The sequence below is a fragment of the Candidatus Pelagibacter sp. HIMB1509 genome (assembly GCF_052047855.1).
In the GTDB taxonomy this organism is placed as follows: domain Bacteria; phylum Pseudomonadota; class Alphaproteobacteria; order Pelagibacterales; family Pelagibacteraceae; genus Pelagibacter.
In genome coordinates this window covers 1,091,095-1,108,942 of sequence record NZ_JBNAIU010000001.1, presented here as the reverse complement: position 1 = coordinate 1,108,942, position 17,848 = coordinate 1,091,095, and the positions used below count along the sequence as shown (strand labels likewise).

Annotated in this window: 22 protein-coding genes; 15 read left to right on the top strand and 7 right to left on the bottom strand. The window is 30.1% G+C overall.

What is annotated here, in order from left to right; all coding sequences use genetic code 11:
• The first annotated feature begins 23 nt into the window (after nt 1-23).
• The 8 genes from ACTTBO_RS05965 to ACTTBO_RS05930 are packed head-to-tail and all read left to right on the top strand — an operon-like array spanning nt 24 to nt 6,749.
• Nucleotides 24-896, top strand: a complete 873-nt coding sequence (locus ACTTBO_RS05965) for an S-methyl-5'-thioadenosine phosphorylase (protein ID WP_440656808.1) — start codon at nt 24-26, stop codon at nt 894-896.
• A complete protein-coding gene (gene mtnA, locus ACTTBO_RS05960; protein ID WP_440656807.1) occupies nt 893-1,963 on the top strand; it encodes an S-methyl-5-thioribose-1-phosphate isomerase in 1,071 nt (356 codons plus the stop codon). Before ACTTBO_RS05965 ends, mtnA begins: the two co-directional genes overlap by 4 nt.
• Complete coding sequence (locus ACTTBO_RS05955; RefSeq protein WP_440656806.1) at nt 1,960-2,592, top strand: class II aldolase/adducin family protein; 633 nt, start codon at nt 1,960-1,962, stop codon at nt 2,590-2,592. Before mtnA ends, ACTTBO_RS05955 begins: the two co-directional genes overlap by 4 nt.
• A gap of 3 nt (nt 2,593-2,595) precedes the next feature.
• Nucleotides 2,596-3,636, top strand: a complete 1,041-nt coding sequence (gene speD / locus ACTTBO_RS05950) for an adenosylmethionine decarboxylase (RefSeq protein WP_440656805.1) — start codon at nt 2,596-2,598, stop codon at nt 3,634-3,636.
• 57 nt (nt 3,637-3,693) lie between these two features.
• Nucleotides 3,694-4,545, top strand: a complete 852-nt coding sequence (locus ACTTBO_RS05945) for a transporter substrate-binding domain-containing protein (protein WP_440656804.1) — start codon at nt 3,694-3,696, stop codon at nt 4,543-4,545.
• A gap of 44 nt (nt 4,546-4,589) precedes the next feature.
• Complete coding sequence (locus tag ACTTBO_RS05940; protein ID WP_440656803.1) at nt 4,590-5,282, top strand: ABC transporter permease; 693 nt, start codon at nt 4,590-4,592, stop codon at nt 5,280-5,282.
• A complete protein-coding gene (locus ACTTBO_RS05935; RefSeq protein WP_440656802.1) occupies nt 5,282-5,959 on the top strand; it encodes an ABC transporter permease in 678 nt (225 codons plus the stop codon). The genes ACTTBO_RS05940 and ACTTBO_RS05935 overlap by 1 nt, the downstream gene beginning before the upstream one ends.
• 1 nt (nt 5,960) lies before the next feature.
• Nucleotides 5,961-6,749 (top strand): phytanoyl-CoA dioxygenase family protein, encoded by a 789-nt coding sequence (locus tag ACTTBO_RS05930; RefSeq protein WP_440656801.1) that lies wholly within the window; start codon nt 5,961-5,963, stop codon nt 6,747-6,749.
• Here ACTTBO_RS05930 and ACTTBO_RS05925 read toward each other — a convergent pair.
• Nucleotides 6,739-7,128: a DUF6165 family protein gene (locus ACTTBO_RS05925; protein ID WP_440656800.1), complete on the bottom strand. Its 390-nt coding sequence runs from the start codon at nt 7,126-7,128 to the stop codon at nt 6,739-6,741. The two genes, ACTTBO_RS05930 and ACTTBO_RS05925, sit on opposite strands and share 11 nt — an antisense overlap.
• A gap of 32 nt (nt 7,129-7,160) precedes the next feature.
• Between ACTTBO_RS05925 and ACTTBO_RS05920 the strand changes: the two genes are divergently transcribed.
• Nucleotides 7,161-8,102, top strand: coding sequence for a glycosyltransferase family 9 protein (locus ACTTBO_RS05920; RefSeq protein ID WP_440656799.1), 942 nt, complete (start codon nt 7,161-7,163; stop codon nt 8,100-8,102).
• Here the strand turns inward: ACTTBO_RS05920 and ACTTBO_RS05915 are convergent.
• Together ACTTBO_RS05915 and ACTTBO_RS05910 are read right to left on the bottom strand one after the other, a co-directional pair.
• Nucleotides 8,092-9,144 carry an AbrB family transcriptional regulator gene (locus ACTTBO_RS05915; protein WP_440656798.1) on the bottom strand — a complete coding sequence of 351 codons (1,053 nt, stop codon included), beginning with the start codon at nt 9,142-9,144 and terminating at the stop codon, nt 8,092-8,094. The two genes, ACTTBO_RS05920 and ACTTBO_RS05915, sit on opposite strands and share 11 nt — an antisense overlap.
• Nucleotides 9,144-9,842 (bottom strand): IclR family transcriptional regulator, encoded by a 699-nt coding sequence (locus ACTTBO_RS05910; protein WP_440656797.1) that lies wholly within the window; start codon nt 9,840-9,842, stop codon nt 9,144-9,146. Before ACTTBO_RS05910 ends, ACTTBO_RS05915 begins: the two co-directional genes overlap by 1 nt.
• A gap of 115 nt (nt 9,843-9,957) precedes the next feature.
• Here ACTTBO_RS05910 and ACTTBO_RS05905 point away from each other — a divergent pair, with 115 nt between their 5' ends.
• From ACTTBO_RS05905 to ACTTBO_RS05895, 3 genes are read left to right on the top strand one after another with little or no spacing between them, the layout of a single operon-like run.
• The gene (locus ACTTBO_RS05905) at nt 9,958-10,944 is read left to right on the top strand and encodes a tripartite tricarboxylate transporter substrate binding protein (RefSeq protein ID WP_440656796.1); all 987 of its coding nucleotides are present in this window, start codon (nt 9,958-9,960) and stop codon (nt 10,942-10,944) included.
• Nucleotides 10,945-10,978: 34 nt separating this feature from the next.
• Nucleotides 10,979-11,449, top strand: a complete 471-nt coding sequence (locus ACTTBO_RS05900) for a tripartite tricarboxylate transporter TctB family protein (RefSeq protein ID WP_440656795.1) — start codon at nt 10,979-10,981, stop codon at nt 11,447-11,449.
• Entirely contained in the window at nt 11,446-12,942 is a 1,497-nt protein-coding gene (locus ACTTBO_RS05895) for a tripartite tricarboxylate transporter permease (protein ID WP_440656794.1), read from the top strand. Before ACTTBO_RS05900 ends, ACTTBO_RS05895 begins: the two co-directional genes overlap by 4 nt.
• On the opposite strand, the gene ACTTBO_RS05890 is transcribed toward ACTTBO_RS05895, so the two are convergent.
• From ACTTBO_RS05890 to ACTTBO_RS05880, 3 genes are read right to left on the bottom strand one after another with little or no spacing between them, the layout of a single operon-like run.
• Nucleotides 12,943-13,833 carry a DMT family transporter gene (locus tag ACTTBO_RS05890; protein WP_440656793.1) on the bottom strand — a complete coding sequence of 297 codons (891 nt, stop codon included), beginning with the start codon at nt 13,831-13,833 and terminating at the stop codon, nt 12,943-12,945.
• The gene (locus tag ACTTBO_RS05885) at nt 13,830-14,912 is read right to left on the bottom strand and encodes a glycosyltransferase family 4 protein (protein ID WP_440656792.1); all 1,083 of its coding nucleotides are present in this window, start codon (nt 14,910-14,912) and stop codon (nt 13,830-13,832) included. Before ACTTBO_RS05885 ends, ACTTBO_RS05890 begins: the two co-directional genes overlap by 4 nt.
• A complete protein-coding gene (locus ACTTBO_RS05880) occupies nt 14,912-15,466 on the bottom strand; it encodes a thioredoxin family protein (RefSeq protein ID WP_440656791.1) in 555 nt (184 codons plus the stop codon). Before ACTTBO_RS05880 ends, ACTTBO_RS05885 begins: the two co-directional genes overlap by 1 nt.
• A 20-nt stretch (nt 15,467-15,486) precedes the next feature.
• On the opposite strand from ACTTBO_RS05880, the gene ACTTBO_RS05875 reads away from it, so the two are divergent.
• From ACTTBO_RS05875 to ACTTBO_RS05865, 3 genes are read left to right on the top strand one after another with little or no spacing between them, the layout of a single operon-like run.
• Entirely contained in the window at nt 15,487-15,999 is a 513-nt protein-coding gene (locus tag ACTTBO_RS05875; RefSeq protein WP_440656790.1) for a gamma carbonic anhydrase family protein, read from the top strand.
• Between the two features lie 11 nt (nt 16,000-16,010).
• Complete coding sequence (locus tag ACTTBO_RS05870; RefSeq protein WP_440656789.1) at nt 16,011-16,931, top strand: ROK family protein; 921 nt, start codon at nt 16,011-16,013, stop codon at nt 16,929-16,931.
• 22 nt (nt 16,932-16,953) lie between these two features.
• Nucleotides 16,954-17,244: a DUF1330 domain-containing protein gene (locus ACTTBO_RS05865; protein WP_440656788.1), complete on the top strand. Its 291-nt coding sequence runs from the start codon at nt 16,954-16,956 to the stop codon at nt 17,242-17,244.
• Here the strand turns inward: ACTTBO_RS05865 and ACTTBO_RS05860 are convergent.
• On the bottom strand, nt 17,241-17,846 hold the full coding sequence (locus ACTTBO_RS05860; RefSeq protein WP_440656787.1) for a flavin-binding protein: 606 nt from the start codon (nt 17,844-17,846) through the stop codon (nt 17,241-17,243). The two genes, ACTTBO_RS05865 and ACTTBO_RS05860, sit on opposite strands and share 4 nt — an antisense overlap.
• Nucleotides 17,847-17,848 lie beyond the last annotated feature (2 nt).

Here is a 17,848-nt window from a genome sequence, read left to right as displayed (position 1 = left end):
TATAAATAAATATATTTTAAATTATGACAACAAATAAATTAGCAATAATTGGCGGCAGTGGTCTTTATGATGTTGAGGAATTTACTAGCAGAGAATTATTAGAAATTAATACACCATGGGGTAAACCATCTGATCAAATATTAAAAACTAATTATAATAATAAAGTAGTTTATTTTTTACCTAGACACGGGAGAGGACATTTTGTTTCTCCATCGAATATAAATTTTAGAGCAAATATTGATGCACTTAAACAATTAGGTGTTACTGATATTGTTTCAGTGTCAGCTGTAGGATCTTTGAAAGAAGAATTGCCACCTGGAAAATTTGTTATTGTTGATCAGTTTATTGATAGAACTTTTGCACGAGTAAAAACTTTTTTTGATGATGAAATCGTAGCCCATGTATCGATGGCACATCCTACATCTAATGGACTTATGAATGCATGTGAAGATGCGATTAAAAAATCCAATATCGAATATCAAAGAAATGGAACTTATGTTGTTATGGAGGGTCCACAATTTTCTACATTGGCAGAATCTAATTTATACAGATCTTGGAAAGCAGATGTAATTGGTATGACTAATATGCCTGAGGCAAAACTCGCAAGAGAGGCAGAAATTAGGTATGCATCAGTTTCAATGGTTACAGATTTTGATTGTTGGCACCCAGATCATGAAAACGTTGATGTTCAACAAGTGATAAAAGTTTTGTTAGGAAATGCCCAAAAAGCAAAAGTGATGATTAAAAATTTAATTGATAATTTTGAAAGCCATATAGATCCAAATGATCCAACTAATAATTGCTTAGATGTAGCTATTATTACTGCTCCAGAAAAACGAACCCAAAAAACAATAGATAAGTTAAAAACTGTTGCGGGTAGAGTTTTAAGTAAATGAGAATTCAAGGAAAAGAATACCGAACAATATGGCACGAGGATAAAATAGTAAAAATAATTGATCAAACAAAACTTCCACATCAATTTATAATAAAAGATCTTAAATCAGTTAAAGATGCAATCAACGCAATCAAAGTTATGGAAGTTAGAGGCGCTCCTTTAATAGGAGGAACAGCCGCTTATGGGATGGTATTAGCTATTCAGGAGAATACTAATAAAGAATTTATAAACAAATGTTCAGAAGAATTAATTAAATCAAGACCTACAGCGATAAATTTGAAATGGGCAGTAGATCGTATGATGAAAAAATTATCAGGGATCAATAGCGATCAAATTTTAAATATAGCTTTAAAAGAAGCTAAAGAAATTTGTGATGAGGATGAAAAATTTTGTGAGAATATAGGTATTAATGGATTAAAAATAATTGAAGAAATCTACAATAAAAAAAAAAATACAATAAATATTTTAACTCATTGTAACGCAGGTTGGTTAGCAACAATTAATTGGGGAACAGCAACTTCACCGATTTATCATGCTCATAAAAAAGGAATTCCAGTTCATGTCTGGGTAGATGAAACAAGACCAAGAAACCAAGGTGCAAATTTAACTTCATATGAGCTAAATGAGGAAGAAATTCCAAATACAATTATTGCAGACAATACTGGAGGTATCTTAATGCAAAGAGGGGAAGTTGATATGTGTATTGTTGGAACAGATAGAACTTTATCGAATGGAGATGTATGTAATAAAATTGGAACTTATCTAAAAGCTTTAGCTGCACATGATAATAAAGTTCCTTTTTATGTTGCACTTCCAAGTTCAACAATTGATTGGAATATTAAAGATGCAAAAGACATTCCTATTGAGGAAAGGAATTCTGAGGAATTGTCTCATGTTGAGGGCATTGATGAAAACAATCAAGTTAAGAAAGTTTTGATATACCCACAAAAAAGTAAAGCAATGAATTTAGCTTTTGATGTAACTCCTGCAAAATATGTAAGTGGATTAATTACTGAGAGAGGAGTATGTGAAGCTTCCACCAATGGACTAAAAAACTTATTTAAATGAAAAATTTAAGTTCTGAAATTATTCGATATTCAAAAATTTTGAATACAAAAAAATTATCAGCTTTAAGATCTGGAAATATCTCAGTAAGGTATAAAAATGGTTTTTTAATTACCCCGACTGGAAAAAAATACTCAACTTTAAAAAATAAAGATATAGTTTTCGTTACATTGGACGGTAAGTTTGATAAAAAAAAGGGTATTCCGTCATCAGAATGGAAATTTCATCAAGATATTTATAAAAATAAAAAAGAGGCTAAAGCGATTGTTCATGCTCATTCAACAAATGCAACTGCTGTATCTACTCATAATAAAGGAATCCCTTCTTTTCATTATATGGTTGCAATGGCTGGTGGCCATGACATTAAATGTGCAAAATATGCAACCTTTGGAACAAGAGAATTATCAAAAAATATTTTGAGAGCTCTAAAAGGTAGAAAAGCTTGTTTAATTGCAAATCACGGTCAGATTGCATTTGAAGATAATTTGCCTAAAGCTTTTGAGTTAGCTGAAGAGGTTGAAAATATATCGCTTCAGTATATAACGAGCCTGAAATTGGGTAAGCCTAAAATTCTTTCTATAGCAGAAATGAATAAAGTTTTATCTAAAGCTAAAAATTATAAAAAAGGATAGCTAATGACCAAAGTTGGAGAACATATAACTCTAGACATCATTGGAACTACAAAAGAATACGATCCTTCTGTTTATGAAAAAGTAATTCATGCAATTGCAAAAGCTGCAAAAGTATCAATATTAAATATTTCTAAATATAAATTTGAACCACAAGGTTTCACAATATTGGCTCTGTTAGCAGAAAGCCATATTAGTTTTCATACATTTCCTGAAAAAGGAATTATTAGTTTTGATTTTTTTACTTGTGGGAAAGTAAGTCCTTCAGTTGCAATTGATATAATTAAAAAAGAATTTGAACATACAAGAATTGTTAAAAAAGAATTTAATAGAGACACAAAATCACTTTATCATGACATATATAGTTCTCCAGGTTTACAAAAATCTTATGTCGTAAATGATGTTTTAGAAGATTTTATATCTAAAGTTGGCCAACATATTGAAATTTTAGATCTTGAGCAGTTTGGAAAATCATTATTTATAGATGGTGAAATTCAAGTTGCTGCAACTGATGAACATTTATACAGCTCTACATTTGTTGGTTCAGGTTTAAATTTAAACAAAGATAACGAAAGAGCAGCTATCATTGGAGGTGGAGATGGTGGAGTTGCAAGAGAATGTATTTCAAAAAATTTTAATTTTATTGATTGGTATGAATTAGATCCAGAAGTTGTGGAAGTATGCAATAAACATCTTGGTGATATTGGAAAAAAAGCGACAGAAAAAAATTCTGTTAAATGTGTTTGGGGAGATGCATTTGAAAGTATTAAATCAGTAGCTGATGATACTTACGATCATATTTTTGTTGATCTAAATGATGATCAGTTTTGCATAGACCTAGCAGCAAAAAATATGGACTCTTTGGTGAGAATATTAAAACCAAAAGGAGTAATTACAGCTCAAGTTGGTAGTCAGGATAAAAAACCTAAGCAAGTTGATAGTTGGTTAAATGTATTTAATCAAAATTTTGGTAATGCCAAATTATCTAGAGTTTATATACCAAGTTTTGATTGTGCTTGGAACTTTTCATCTTCAATAAATCATTAATTTTTCTTTTTTCTTTCTAAAAATTGTGAAATAATTATTCCAATTAAAGGAGAAAATATGAATATATTCAAAAAAACAATTTTAACAGTTATGGCTTCTTTTTTAATCATCGGAAATGTTTCCGCTGAGAAAATTAAAATTGGAACTGAAGGTGCTTATCCTCCATGGAATTCAAAAGATGCTTCTGGCAATTTGATTGGATTTGAGGTTGAGTTAGCTCAAGAGCTTTGCAAAATTATGAAGTATGAATGTACAATCGTTGAGCAAGATTGGGATGGAATGATACCTGCATTAGTAATGAGAAAATTTGATGCAATCATGGCCGGTATGTCAATCACTGATGAAAGAAAGAAAACAATTACTTTCTCACAAGGTTATGCTGATGAAGTTGCATCTCTTGCTGTAATGAAAGGTTCAAGCTTAGAAGGCATGGATACACCAGAAGGTATTAACTTATCTTTAGGTGGTTCAAGTGTTAAAAAAGCACTTAAAACTCTAACAGATGCTCTTGCAGGAAAAACTGTATGTACGCAAACAGGAACAATTCACCAAAACTTTTTAGAGTCTGGTGATGTTGGAAGTGTTAATGTTAGAACTTATAAAACTCAAGACGAGGTTAATTTAGATTTAACTTCTGGAAGATGCGATGTTGCACTTGCTGCGGCTGTAGCATTTACAGATTATGCAGATAAATCTGGTAAGCCAGTTGTTTTAGTTGGACCAACTTTTTCAGGTGGAGCATTTGGAAATGGAGTTGGTGTTGGAATCAGACAAGCGAGCGATAGTGCTATTGGAAAAAGAGACGCTAAAATCTTAAAAGATTTCAATAAAGCAATTAACAAAGCTAGAAAACAAGGAATAATCAGCAAACTTGCAATTAAACATTTTGGTTTCGACGCTTCTATGTAATTAATTTTGGATTTGGCGACTATAATATATAGTCGCCAGTCTATATGGAACTTCTTGCATTTGGAAAAACAGGTTGGGGTGACGAGTTATTTTATGCAACCTTAATGACTGTTGCTGTATCTGTTACAGCAATGTTGGTTGGTTTTCTTTTTGCATTAATATTTACTCCACTTAAACTTTCAAAATACAAAACACTAAACTTTATAGGTAATTTTTACACCACAGTAATAAGAGGTGTTCCTGAATTATTAGTAATATATTTATTATTTTTTGGTGGCAGTGGCGCTATCATGTATGTTGCGTCAATATTTGGTTATTACGAATATATAGAGATTAATGCATTTATTACTGGTGCTGTTGCTATTGGTATTATTTCAGGAGCATATTCAACAGAAGTTTTTAGAGGAGCTATACAATCAATTGATAAAGGGCAGTTTGAAGCTGCTAAAGTTTTAGGTATCAGCAAATTTGGTCAATTCTATAAAATAATTTTTCCTCAAATGTTAAGATTAGCAATTCCAAATCTAAGCAATGTTTGGCAAATCACTTTAAAGGATACTTCTTTAATATCTGTAACTGGATTAGTTGAAATCATGAGACAATCATATATTGCTGCAGGATCTACAAGAGACCCATTATTTTTTTATTCTTTTGCAGCAGTATTATATTTAATGCTCACTTACATAAGCATGAAGTTAATTAATAAATTAGAAGCCAAATATAGTAGGGGTTATTAATGGATTTTGATTTAATGATCACCAGTTTTCCAAAACTATTAGGAGCAACTGTTATTACTTTAAAGCTTTTGTCTGCTTCTTTATTTTTTGGATTATTTCTTGGATTATTTTTTGCAATTTTAAGATTAAACAAAAATATATTTATTAATAAATTTGCCTATGGATATTCTTATCTATTCAGAGGTACTCCTTTATTAGTTCAAATTTTTATTATTTACTATGGGTTAGGACAAATTGAATATTTAAGATCAACATTTTTATGGGTTGTTTTAAAAGAACCTTATTGGTGTGCAATAATTGCTTTCACATTAAATACTGGGGCATATACCTCTGAAATATTGAGATCTGCATTTCAAACTATAAAACCCGGAGTTATTGAAGCTGGAAAAAGTCTAGGTATTTCAAATAAAATTATATTTTATAAAATTCAAATACCTATTGCGATTAGGCAATCACTTCCAGCATATGGAAATGAAATAATTTTAATGATGAAAGGTACTTCATTAGCAAGCACCGTAACACTAATGGATTTAACTGGTGTTGCAAAATACATCATATCAACAACATTTAAGCCTATAGAAGTATTTGTTGTAGCTGGTGGAATATATTTGTTTATGACTTTTGTTATTCATAATGTGATTAAGTATTTAGAAAAAAAATATAGTTTCCAACAATAAAATGTATTTATCTCAAAAACAGATTGATGATTATCAAAATCTTGGTGCAATTATTATTAAAGGTGCATTTAAAGATTGGATCGAAACATTAAGAGGTGGTTTTCAAAAAGTTTTAGACAACCCAAGTCAACATGGAAGAGAGAATGTTAGAGAAAATGAGGGAAGATTTTTTGAAGATTATTGTAATTGGGAAAGAATAAAAGAATTCAAAGATTGTATGTTTAATTCTCTTGCAGCTCAAATAGTTGCTGAAGCTACAAATTCAAAATCTATACAAATTTTTCATGATCATCTTTTTATTAAAGATCCAGGAACAAACAAAGAAACACCTTGGCATCAAGATATGCCATATTACTGTGTTAATGGAGATGACACAGGAAGTTTTTGGATACCATTAGATGAAGTAAATAAAGAAAATAACCTTAAATTAATTTTAGGATCTCACAAATGGCAAAAACTTTTAAGACCTACTAAATGGTCTAACGATCAACCTTGGTATGAAGATGATAGATCGTTTATGAGTCTTCCTCAAATAGAAGAATTTGAAGAAGATATATTAGTTCCTGATCTAAAATTAGGTGATGCAGTGTTGTTTAATTTTAAAACTGTTCATGGATCAACTGGAAATCAAAGTACTCAATCTCGTAGAGCATTTTCTATGAGATTTATAGGTGATGATGTTACATTTGTTGAAAGAGGTGGTCCAACATCACCACCATTTGATGGAATTAATTTAAAATCAGGGGATCAGATGAGAGAGGATTGGTTCCCAAAAGTTTTTAGTAACTAGTATACTCTTTAATTTCTTTAATAGCAGAGCCAGTATGGTTATTCATTTCTAATTTTATTTTTGCACGATCATCATTTAAAAAATGAACCTCTCTAGAAAGTTTTATAAATTTTTCTCCAAAATCTTTATTTTTTTCACAATCTCTCTTGTTATCTTCAATAACCCAAAGTTTAACATTTATATCTTTCAAGTCTTGAAACAATTTTTCAAGCTTCTCATCAGACTTAACATTTTTTTCTAACTGATTTTTAAGAATAGAGTGTTCGTTATTTATATAACTTAATTTTTCTGGGTCTTTAATTTTATCTTGTTTGATTTCTAATATTGAAATCTTGTCTAAAAGCTCTCCAACTGAAACCTCTACTATAATTTTATTCATAAAACTTTATACTATGTTAAGTTGTTAGAATTATGTCTAATATTTTAATCATTAAACATGGATCTTTAGGCGATATAGCTCAAGCATGCGGGGCAATTCAAGATATTTCTAAATATCATAAAGGAGATCAAATTCATTTATTAACAACCAAACCTTATTTTGAGCTATTTAAAAAAAACCCACATATTTCAAATGTTATTCTAGATAAGAGATTATCAAAAATTAACTTAATTTATTTATATTTACTAATGAGAGAGATCAAAAAATATAATTTCATAAAAGTTTATGATCTTCAAAATTCTAGCAGAACATCATTTTACAAAAATATATTATTCCCTAAAGCTGACAAAACTATCTGGTGTTCAACAGAAACAACTCTTCCAGAGGGAACAACCAAAAAAGATTTTGATAAAGATTCAGTTCTTTCAAGATTTGATCATCAGTTAAAATCTTCAGGAATTAATACCAATCATACAATGAAACCAGATTTTTCATGGAGTACAGTTGATATTTCAGAAATAAAAAAAAGTTATGAACTAGATAAATACATAATACTTTTTCCTTTTTGCTCACCTCATTTAACCTCAAAGAAATGGCCTTACTATAACGATCTAATTACTATGATTAATGAAAAATTCGAAAATATATTTAAAGTGGTTACTGCACCTGGACCTGATGAAATTGAAGATGCAAAAAATATAAATGCTTTATGTGTTCTAGATAACGGTAAAGCTTTAAATATTTCGCAATTATCTGCATTGATTAAAGATAGTTCGTTTGTCGTTGCTAATGATACTGGACCTGCACATATAACAGCACACTTAGGATCAAAAGGAATTGCTTTATTTGGTTCTCATACAACTCCTTTTAAAGTAAGTATTGAAAGAGATAACTTTAAAGCAATACAAGTCCCCGAATTATCAAAACTCTCAGTAGAAAAAGTTTTTGAAAGACTTTCTGAAATTATTTCTTAATTTTTTCTAAAAATCTTAGAAATATTGGAACTGTGAAAAGGATAAAAAGTAATCTTATAATATGATGAAAAGCAACAAAGTCTGGGTTTAAATCAAAAGCAATTGCAATAACTGCCACTTCATAAATTCCTCCAGGACTAAAAGATAATATTAAAGTTAAAATATTCGTATCAACAAAGAATGTCGCAACATAGGCTGCAACCAAACCTAATACTACCAAAATAGTGGTAGCCACAATACTATGAAGAGAATTACTGGCTATCTCTTTAACAGTTTTTTCAGCAAACCTACATCCGACAGAAGAGCCAAGAATTAGCAGACAAAAATTTACCGTTTCGTCTGGTAATTTATATGAGGCTATATCTGTTATTTGTAACAAACCACTCGCAAATAATGTTCCAGATAGTAAAGCAGCAGGAATTCTAATTTTATCAAAAACAAAAATAAAGAATAAAGATGCAACAATAAGTAAAATTAAATTTAAATGATTTTGAGTTAAATAATTGAAGTTATCATTTAATAAAACATTGTTGTCAGTATTATTAACTATAATAAATGGAATGACAGTTATTATGATGATTAATCTAATTAAGTGGGAGGTTGCAACTTGAGATAAATCCGTTTTTTCATTTTCAGCTAAAATCATTAAAGGACCCAGCGCACCAGGAGCTGCCGAAAAGATGGAAGCTTTTTCTTCATAACTAGCAAATTTTTGGAGGTATTTAGCAACAACTAAAATACAAATTATTATGTAGATTAGCATAATTAGCGAAGTCCAAATCCAATCAAACATTTGATTAAATAGATTTTGATCGATGTAATTTCCAATATGCAAACCTAAAATTATCAAGATAAAACTTAATACAATTTTAGGCATAATGATTTTTAGTCCTGATAATGCAGCAATTGAAGTGATTATCATTGGCCCCAAAAACCAAGCTAGAGGTAGATTTAAATATTCTGCAAATATTGCACTAGGAAAAGCAATAATTAAAACAGAAATAAATTTAACTGTAAAAATTTGATTAATCTGTTTTAGCATTATCTAGTTTCAATTAAATTCTTTTCAATTTTAACTCTAGAAGATCTAAGAACATTTAGAAAGCTAATACAGTTTTTTTTATTAAAATTAGAAATATGACCTGCAACAGTTAATGCACCAAGAATTTGATTTTTTTTTCTAAAGATTGGAACTGATATAGATGCCATTTCAGAATCTCTTTCTCCAAAAGTCATAGCATATCCATTTTTTAAAACTTTATCTTTATCTTTAATTTCTAAATTATTATAAGCCGACAAAACATGACCACTTGAACCTTTGTTAATAGGTTTTTTACCTCCAATAATTTCTCGGTGAGTTATTGATTTACTAGGTGAACTTGATTGGATACATACTCTTACATCATTTTGTCTAACAAAAAAACTTGCTGTCTCTTTTGTTTTGGATGATATGAAATCTAATTCAGCTTTGATAGAATTTTTTAAATTAAAACTACTCTCATAAATTTCAAATAATCTTGAGATTGTATGACCAATTTTAAACTCACCACTTTTTATTTTCCTAATGTATCCAAAATTCTCAAGTGATTTAGATATTCTTGAAATTCTACTTTTATGTTCTCCTGTAATATTAGCTATTTTTGTTATCGTTAAAGCTTCATTTTTTTCGGTAAAACAATTTAGGATTTCTAAAGCCTTATTTACTGCATCTACACCAATAGTTTTTTTGTCAGTTTTCATAATTCTATTGGATAGAATATATTGTTCTATTCAATAGAACAATATTATTTATTTATTTAGACACCGGTCATTAAAATAAATTAAATCCAACTTAATTAAATAGAGAGGGAAAATAATGAAAAACATAAAAAAACTATTTTCAGTATTATTCTCAGCAATCCTATTGTTCTCAGCAACAACTACTAGCTCAGTAGCGCATGAAAAATTGCACTTTTTGATCGGTGGTGGTGCTGGTGGTGGTTGGGATGGAACTGCTAGAGGTACTGGAGAAGCTTTAACAAAAGCTGGTTTGTTAAAAAGTGCATCATTTGAAAATATGTCAGGTGGTGGTGGTGGTAAAGCACTTGCTTATATGATTAACAATAAGCCTGCTGACACTATTTTAGTTCAATCAACACCGTTAGTATTAAGATCAATTACTCGACACGAAGGATATGTGACTGGTGGTGGAAGCGGAGTACTATCTTATAAGGATGTTGTGCCAATTGCTGGTGTAATTGGTGACTATGGTGCTATTGCAGTTGCAAAAGACTCACCATACAACAACTTTAAAGACGTTGTTGATGCATACAAAAAAGATCCTAAGTCTGTAAAAATGGCTGGTGGATCTGTAAGAGGAAGCATGGACCATTTAATTGGTGCTTTAGCATTCCAAACTGCTGGAGCTAATCCAAATGATGTAGTTTATGTTCCTTACGATGCAGGTGGAAAAGCATTAGCTGGACTTTTATCTGGTGAAACTCAAATGATTTCTACAGGTTTAGGTGAACTTATGGGAGCAAGAGACCAAGTAAGAATTATTGGTATCACTGCACCTGAAAGAGTTTCTGATGCACCAGACGTACCAACGCTAAAAGAACAAGGTTATGATGTACAGTTTGTTAACTGGAGAGGTTTCTTTGGACCTCCAGGCATGAGTGATTCTGAAAAATCAGCTCTTGCTAAAAAGCTTGGCGATGTACAAAAAACTCCAGAGTGGGAAGCTGTAAGAGCAAGAAACGCTTGGGTAAATATTTATAACCCAGGTGATGATTTCGTTAAGTTTTTAGAAAAACAAACTGACGAAATGACAGATCTAATGAAAAAACTAGGAGTTATTTAATCCAGTTTGGATTAAGTAATATATAGGAAGAGCAGTGAGAATTAGTCCAACTAAATTTATCTCACTGCTCTTTTTTATTTTTTCAGCTTTTTATTTATATACAGCACATCAAATAGTGGTTTTTACTTTTGATGAGAATGCCCCGTTTAATGCAAGAACTTTTCCAATTTATTTAGGTTGGGCAGGAATTTTAATCTCAAGTTTGATAATAATATTACCCGAAAAAACTAAGATAGAGGTGAACCATAAACACCTTGATTATAAAAGTATTATTTATCTAGTTTTAATTTCATTAATTTATGGAGCAGTAATTCTAAAAATTGGCTACTTTTTATCTACTTCGTTATTTTTAATTGCTTCTTACTATTTCTTAGGTGAAAGAAGATGGTTATGGATGTTTTTACTTTCATTTCCATTTGTAGCAGTATTTATGTTTTTACTTCATGGATTGCTTAATATTTATCTAAGAGATCCATTATTAAAATATTTAGGAATTATCGGATGATTGATGGAATTTTAATTGGTTTAAACACTGCTTTATCTTTTCAAAACATCATAATTGTTATGATTGGATGTTTTGCAGGTACCATAATTGGAATGCTTCCAGGATTAGGTCCAATGACTGCAATTGCATTAATGATACCAATTACATATGGTTTTGATCCAGCTTCAGGATTAATTTTAATGGCTGGAGTATATTATGGAGCAGTTTTTGGAGGATCTACCTCTTCAATATTATTAAACGCTCCAGGTGTACCTGGTACAGTTGCAACAGCATTTGATGGTTACCCTATGGCACAACAAGGTAAAGCCGGTAAGGCTCTTGCAATTGCTGCTTATAGTTCATTTGCTGGTGGAACAATTTCTGCAATATTTTTATTAATAGCAGCTCCCAGTTTATCTAAAATTAGTTTATCATTTAGATCTCCAGATTATTTTGCACTGATGGTATTGGGATTAACTGCTGTTTCAGCATTTTCTTCAAAAGGACAATTTTTAAAAGCAATGATGATGGTAGTTTTAGGTTTAATGTTATCTTCAATTGGTCAAGATTCTTTGTCTGATATTTCAAGATTTACTTTTGGTAATATGAATTTGTCAGATGGAATAAGCTTTGTATTAATTGTTATGGCAACATTTGCAATGAGTGAAGCATTAACAATCATATTTAGAGGAAAAGATCCAAATAGGGCAGCAAAACAAATTTCATTAACAGAATTAGGATCTATTAAAGTTAATAAAGAAGAAACAATTAAAATGGCAAAAACTATACCTCGTTCTTCTATCTTAGGATTCTTAATTGGAGTTTTGCCTGGAGCAGGAGCAACGATAGCATCTTTCTTGGCATATGGAATGGAAAGAAATTATGTAAATGATGAAGAGAAAGAAAAATTTGGAAAAGGTAGTGTTCACGGTTTATCAGCTCCAGAAACAGCAAATAATGCAGCATGCTCTGGATCATTTGTTCCATTATTAACTTTAGGTATTCCTGGAAGTGGAACAACGGCAGTAATGTTAGGTGCATTACTAGGCTTTGGAATTCAACCGGGTCCAAGATTATATCAAACTAATCCTGAAATTTTTTGGTCAGTTATTATGTCTATGTATATTGGAATGGTAGTATTACTTATCTTAAATTTACCATTAATTCCTTACATTGCTCGAATACTTGCTGTTCCAAGAAATTTTTTGATTCCTTTAATTTTATTTTTTTCAATCACAGGAATTTATTTAATGTCATTTAATAATTTTGATATTTATTTAATGATTGGTATTGCTGTTATAGCCCTTTTTATGCGCTTATATGATTTTCCAATGCCACCATTAATCCTTGCTTTTGTACTAGGAAAACTAATGGAAGAAAATTTAAGAAGATCGTTATTAATTAGTGATGGTTCTTTTAGTTTTTTATGGGACAGACCATTAACTTTAATTATTTTATTAACAACTATTTCAATTGTAGGCTGGCAAATATACAGAGCTTTTGTTAAAAAATAATTAAGATTTAATATCTATTCGTTTTCTAATAATTTCTTTATTAAGCTTCATTTCACGATATGACATAATGAAAACTCCTAAAAATATAATACTTGCACCAATCCAAGTGAAGAGATCAGGTGTTTCACTAAAAACATAATAACCAATTAGAGAAGCAAACACTAAACTTAGAAAAGAATATGGCTGTGTCATACTTACATCAACTAATTTATAAGCATGATTAATACAAAGGTGTAACAATGTGCCAGATAGACCTGCAAAAAATAAATAAATCAAAGTTTGTAAACTAGGTGTTTGCCAATAAAACAATGCAATAATGAAACTAAAAATAGTCATATAACAGTATCCATAAGATAAAATTGTAATTGAACTATCGTCTTTTGTAATAGTTTTTGTAATTATAATCACTATTGACCACATAAAAGAAGATGCCAGTGCCATATACACTCCAATAGAGATGTCAATAATACCTGGTCTTAAAATTACCAGCATACCAACAAATCCTAAAACCAGTGCAAAACTTCTGTAGATATAAATTTTTTCTCCAAGAAACAAAACAGCCAAAATAGTTACCATGAAAGGAACAGCAAAAGATATTGCAGTAGCTTTTTCAATTGGCATCATTGTTAAAGCTGAGAAATATAAAAGCATTGAAGGCAAGTTTAAAATAGCTCTAAGAAAATGTTTTTTATGATGATTTGATTTAAAAACTGTAAATTTAGTTTTTAACATATAAGGAAAAATGACAAGGAAACCGAATAAAAATCTGAAGAAACCTGCAACGTAAACATTAACTTCCTCTTGTGCTAATTTTAAAAAGGTTAACATTAATGTTCCACAAAAAACTGAGATTATAATTAAAAAAATTGCTAATTTATTGTTCGAAATCAATTTAGTATCTTTTTGTATTCTTCAATTATTTTTGACCATTGAAATTTATTCACAAATTCTTTTGCATTTTTTCCATGTTCTAAATATTTTTTATTTTCTAACATTGAGTTAATTGAAGAATAAATATCATCCAGATTATTTCCATCACATATTAAACCAGTTTTTTCATGATCTATTGCATCTGCCGCACCTCCATCTTTACCGCCTATAGATGGTACACCGTATTGTGCTGCTTCAACATAAGCAATTCCAAATCCTTCAACAGATTTTTTATGAATTACAGAAGGCATTACAAATAAATTTGATTTAGTGACGAGAGCATTTTTTAAATCATCACTGATGTCTTTAAAAAACATTACTTGTTCCTCTAATTTCAATTCTTTTACTAATTTTTTAATATTTTCTTCTTCGTCACCGTATCCAATACAAATATAGACAATATCTGGATAAATTTGTTTTAGATTTCTAAGAGCCATCACTATTTTTTCATGATTTTTTCTTTTATCAAATCTTGAAACAGTAATTAATCTTGGCGTTTTAACTTTTAATAAGCTTTCAACTTTTTCCAATGATTTTTTGTTTAATTTTCGAGCTGGATCAACACCAGGATTAATTACAATAATTTTATTTTCATTAACCCCACATTCAATAGCAAGGTTTTTGGTATATTGTGAGTTAGCAATAACTTTTTCTACATTATTAAGAACATTCAAAACTCTTTTATTTTGACTTGATCCTTTAGGATGATTGATCTCTTTGCCATGAATAAGACAATATTTTTTTTTGGAGGTTTTAATTAATTCTAAACTTTTCCAATGATCTCCAATTATTCCTTCAACTTTATTATCTTTAATAAACTCATTTATTAATTGAGCTTTTCTGTATTTTCTAAGAAGTTTTATTCCACCAACTCTTTCAATTGAGAACGAAGCTTGTTCGTCAAAATCTTTATGATTATCAATATAATCTGCAAACACTTTTATCATAAAGTTTTTAGATAACCCTCTTGATAAACCCCACATCAAGCTTTGCATTCCACCAAGCTCAGGAGGAAAAGATCTAGTAACAATTAAATACATTAATTAGTTTTCCATTTTATGCTGCAGCCAGCACTAGGAATTTGGTCTTTAGGACCTTCACCTGTATTAGCAATTTGTTTCATAGCTTTTAACAAATCACTTTCACCTTCTTTAACAGGTATAAGATTTCTTAACTCTCTTAATCTTCCTCGGTATTGAAGTTCTAAATTTTTGTTATATCCAAAAAAATCTGGTGTACAGACAGCATCATATGCTTTTGCAATATTTTGAGTTTCATCGTTTAAGTAAGGAAAATTAAAATTATTATCTTTTGAAAATTTAATCATATTTTCAAAAGAATCTTCAGGATAATTTTCTGCATCATTTGCACAGATTGCAACTGAATTTATTCCAATTTTTTTTAATTCATTACAATCTTCAACTATTTCTTTTGTGACTGCTTTTACATAAGGGCAATGATTGCAAATAAACATTATCAAAGTTCCATTTTCTCCTTTGATATCTTCTAATGAAAGAATTTTATTATTTGTTGATTTTAATTCAAATGGAATAGCTTTTTGACCAAAATCACATATTGGAGTTTGTATTGGCATACTGTAAGAATATATAAATTATGTTTTATGATTTAAAAGATAAAAAACCAAAAAACTCTGGCGAAAATTGGGTAGCTCCTAATGCAACTCTAATTGGAGATGTCACATTAGAGAAAAATACAAGCATTTGGTTCAATGCTGTTTTAAGAGGAGATATAGAAAATATTCACATAGGTGAGGGATCCAACATTCAAGATGGTAGTGTGTTACACACAGATCCTGGCTGCCCATTAAAAGTAGGAAAAAATGTTACAGTAGGTCATTTAGTGATGCTTCATGGATGTACCATTGGAGATAATAGCTTAATTGGAATTGGTGCAGTAATTTTAAATAAAGCAAATATAGGAAAAAACTGCATCATTGGAGCAAAAGCACTAATAACTGAAAATAAAGTTATACCAGATAATTCTTTAGTAGTGGGATCACCTGGAAAAATTGTAAGAGAAGTTACCGAGGAAGAAAAAAAAGCAATAGAGGAAAATACCAAACACTATCAAAATAACTGGAAGAAATATTCTAAATCTATTTTTTAAAAGTTAAATTTATGAAGAGTAAATTTAAAATAGGGATTGATTACGGAGGTACTAAAATTGAAGGTATTCTTTTAGATCATGATGGCAAACAGCTGGAAAGAAAAAGATATTCATATGAAAGAAATTATTTATCAGGAATTGAAACTGTAAAAAAGCTTGTAGATGAATTTGATAAAATTAGTGAAGAAGTATGTTCTGTTGGTATTGGTATTCCTGGATTTTCCTCGAGACAAACTGGAATAATTACTAACGCAAATTCTCTTTGGTTAAATGACAAACCTTTTAAAAAAGATTTGGAATTAGCTTTAAATAGAGAAGTAAGATTAATGAATGATGCAAATTGTTTTACATTGTCTGAAGCTGTAGATGGAGCTGGAAAAGATTACAAATCTATTTTTGGTATAATTATTGGTACAGGTTTTGGGGGTGGATTGTCCTATGACAAATCAATTATTGAGGGGTCAAATCAAATTGCAGGGGATTGGGGTCACCAACCTTTGCCTTATCCAACTAAAGATGAACAGGAAATAAAAATTAGTTGTCCTTCAAATAACTGCGGCAGACCTTTATGTGCAGAACAATTTATGTCTGGTATTGGTTTTAAAGATAGGTTTAATGAAAAATATGACACTAATTTTACTTCGGAAGAGATTGCTAAACTTGATTTAGAAAATGATCAAAGAGCTAATTTAGAATTGGGTTTGTATGAAGATAGAATGGCAAGACTAATGGCTGTAATGATAGGAATTTTTGATCCTGATGCCATAATTCTTGGTGGAGGGATGTCAAATATTGATCGATTTTATAAAAATATTCCTTCTTTGATACCAAAGTATACTTTTTCAAATAAAGTAGAAACTAAAGTATTAAAAAATTTACATGGGGATTCAAGTGGAGTGAGAGGGGCAGCTTGGCTTTGGAATAATGAATAATAAATAAAAAGGAGAGGTAATTATGTCAGCAGGTTACGTGATAGCTCAATTAAAAGTAACAAATACAGAAAACTATAAAGAATACGTAGCTAAAGTTACAGAGGTTGTAAAAAAATTTGGTGGAGAATATCTTGTTAGAAATGGTGAATACCAAGTAGTAGAGGGTGAAGATAATTTTCCAAGATTAGTAATAATTAAATTTCCATCATATGAAAAAGCTTTGGAGTGGTATCACTCTGATGAGTATAAGCCAGTTAAAGACATTCGTCTCCAAAACTCTGAGGGAAGTAATATAATTGTAAAAGGAATTTAAGGTACTAACCAGGTATCTTTATTATTCTCTAAATCAAATTTAGCTCTTCGATGACCTTTGGCTGCTAAATACAACCATTCTATTGATTTTATTTTGCACTGAATAACAGTAAAGTTTTTGTAACCTTCTTCACTTTGTTCTTTAGTGTAATCAAAATTATCAAGCTCAGGTTTTAGTCCAGATGTAGGAGTATCAGACTCAGTTCCTGGTCCATTATCAACTAAATAACATTTTCTAGATATGTGTTGGGTTTTTGACCAAGATTCTTTAGTTACTTCATTATTATGATTAATAGTGCACTCTACTTTCAGTCTAACCTGAATTTTTTCCTCTTTATCATAAAATAACATCGCCGCATTTTTATTTGATTTTAATTTTTCAATTTTATCTGATCGAATATCGCTATGATACTGAACTAAATTGTTAGCCTCATCTGATTTACGAAGAACTACAATTCTCCCATCTAAATCAGATTGGCTACCACAAATAAATACTGGTATTCTAAAAGATGAACTTCTGTCTTTGACAGCATTGTCTAACATAGACCAAAGCTTCTTTTTGATCTCTGCAAAGTCCTCATAATAAGGAACGCTTTCAGTCACAG

What these genes read in the sequence shown, in the direction of transcription:
- ACTTBO_RS05965 (WP_440656808.1), top strand. Translation starts at nt 24, where the DNA reads ATGACAACAAATAAATTAGCAATAATTGGCGGCAGTGGTCTTTATGAT.
- mtnA (WP_440656807.1), top strand. Translation starts at nt 893, where the DNA reads ATGAGAATTCAAGGAAAAGAATACCGAACAATATGGCACGAGGATAAA.
- ACTTBO_RS05955 (WP_440656806.1), top strand. Translation starts at nt 1,960, where the DNA reads ATGAAAAATTTAAGTTCTGAAATTATTCGATATTCAAAAATTTTGAAT.
- speD (WP_440656805.1), top strand. Translation starts at nt 2,596, where the DNA reads ATGACCAAAGTTGGAGAACATATAACTCTAGACATCATTGGAACTACA.
- ACTTBO_RS05945 (WP_440656804.1), top strand. Translation starts at nt 3,694, where the DNA reads ATGAATATATTCAAAAAAACAATTTTAACAGTTATGGCTTCTTTTTTA.
- ACTTBO_RS05940 (WP_440656803.1), top strand. Translation starts at nt 4,590, where the DNA reads ATGGAACTTCTTGCATTTGGAAAAACAGGTTGGGGTGACGAGTTATTT.
- ACTTBO_RS05935 (WP_440656802.1), top strand. Translation starts at nt 5,282, where the DNA reads ATGGATTTTGATTTAATGATCACCAGTTTTCCAAAACTATTAGGAGCA.
- ACTTBO_RS05930 (WP_440656801.1), top strand. Translation starts at nt 5,961, where the DNA reads ATGTATTTATCTCAAAAACAGATTGATGATTATCAAAATCTTGGTGCA.
- ACTTBO_RS05925 (WP_440656800.1), bottom strand. Translation starts at nt 7,128, where the DNA reads ATGAATAAAATTATAGTAGAGGTTTCAGTTGGAGAGCTTTTAGACAAG.
- ACTTBO_RS05920 (WP_440656799.1), top strand. Translation starts at nt 7,161, where the DNA reads ATGTCTAATATTTTAATCATTAAACATGGATCTTTAGGCGATATAGCT.
- ACTTBO_RS05915 (WP_440656798.1), bottom strand. Translation starts at nt 9,144, where the DNA reads ATGCTAAAACAGATTAATCAAATTTTTACAGTTAAATTTATTTCTGTT.
- ACTTBO_RS05910 (WP_440656797.1), bottom strand. Translation starts at nt 9,842, where the DNA reads ATGAAAACTGACAAAAAAACTATTGGTGTAGATGCAGTAAATAAGGCT.
- ACTTBO_RS05905 (WP_440656796.1), top strand. Translation starts at nt 9,958, where the DNA reads ATGAAAAACATAAAAAAACTATTTTCAGTATTATTCTCAGCAATCCTA.
- ACTTBO_RS05895 (WP_440656794.1), top strand. Translation starts at nt 11,446, where the DNA reads ATGATTGATGGAATTTTAATTGGTTTAAACACTGCTTTATCTTTTCAA.
- ACTTBO_RS05885 (WP_440656792.1), bottom strand. Translation starts at nt 14,912, where the DNA reads ATGTATTTAATTGTTACTAGATCTTTTCCTCCTGAGCTTGGTGGAATG.
- ACTTBO_RS05880 (WP_440656791.1), bottom strand. Translation starts at nt 15,466, where the DNA reads ATGCCAATACAAACTCCAATATGTGATTTTGGTCAAAAAGCTATTCCA.
- ACTTBO_RS05875 (WP_440656790.1), top strand. Translation starts at nt 15,487, where the DNA reads ATGTTTTATGATTTAAAAGATAAAAAACCAAAAAACTCTGGCGAAAAT.
- ACTTBO_RS05870 (WP_440656789.1), top strand. Translation starts at nt 16,011, where the DNA reads ATGAAGAGTAAATTTAAAATAGGGATTGATTACGGAGGTACTAAAATT.
- ACTTBO_RS05865 (WP_440656788.1), top strand. Translation starts at nt 16,954, where the DNA reads ATGTCAGCAGGTTACGTGATAGCTCAATTAAAAGTAACAAATACAGAA.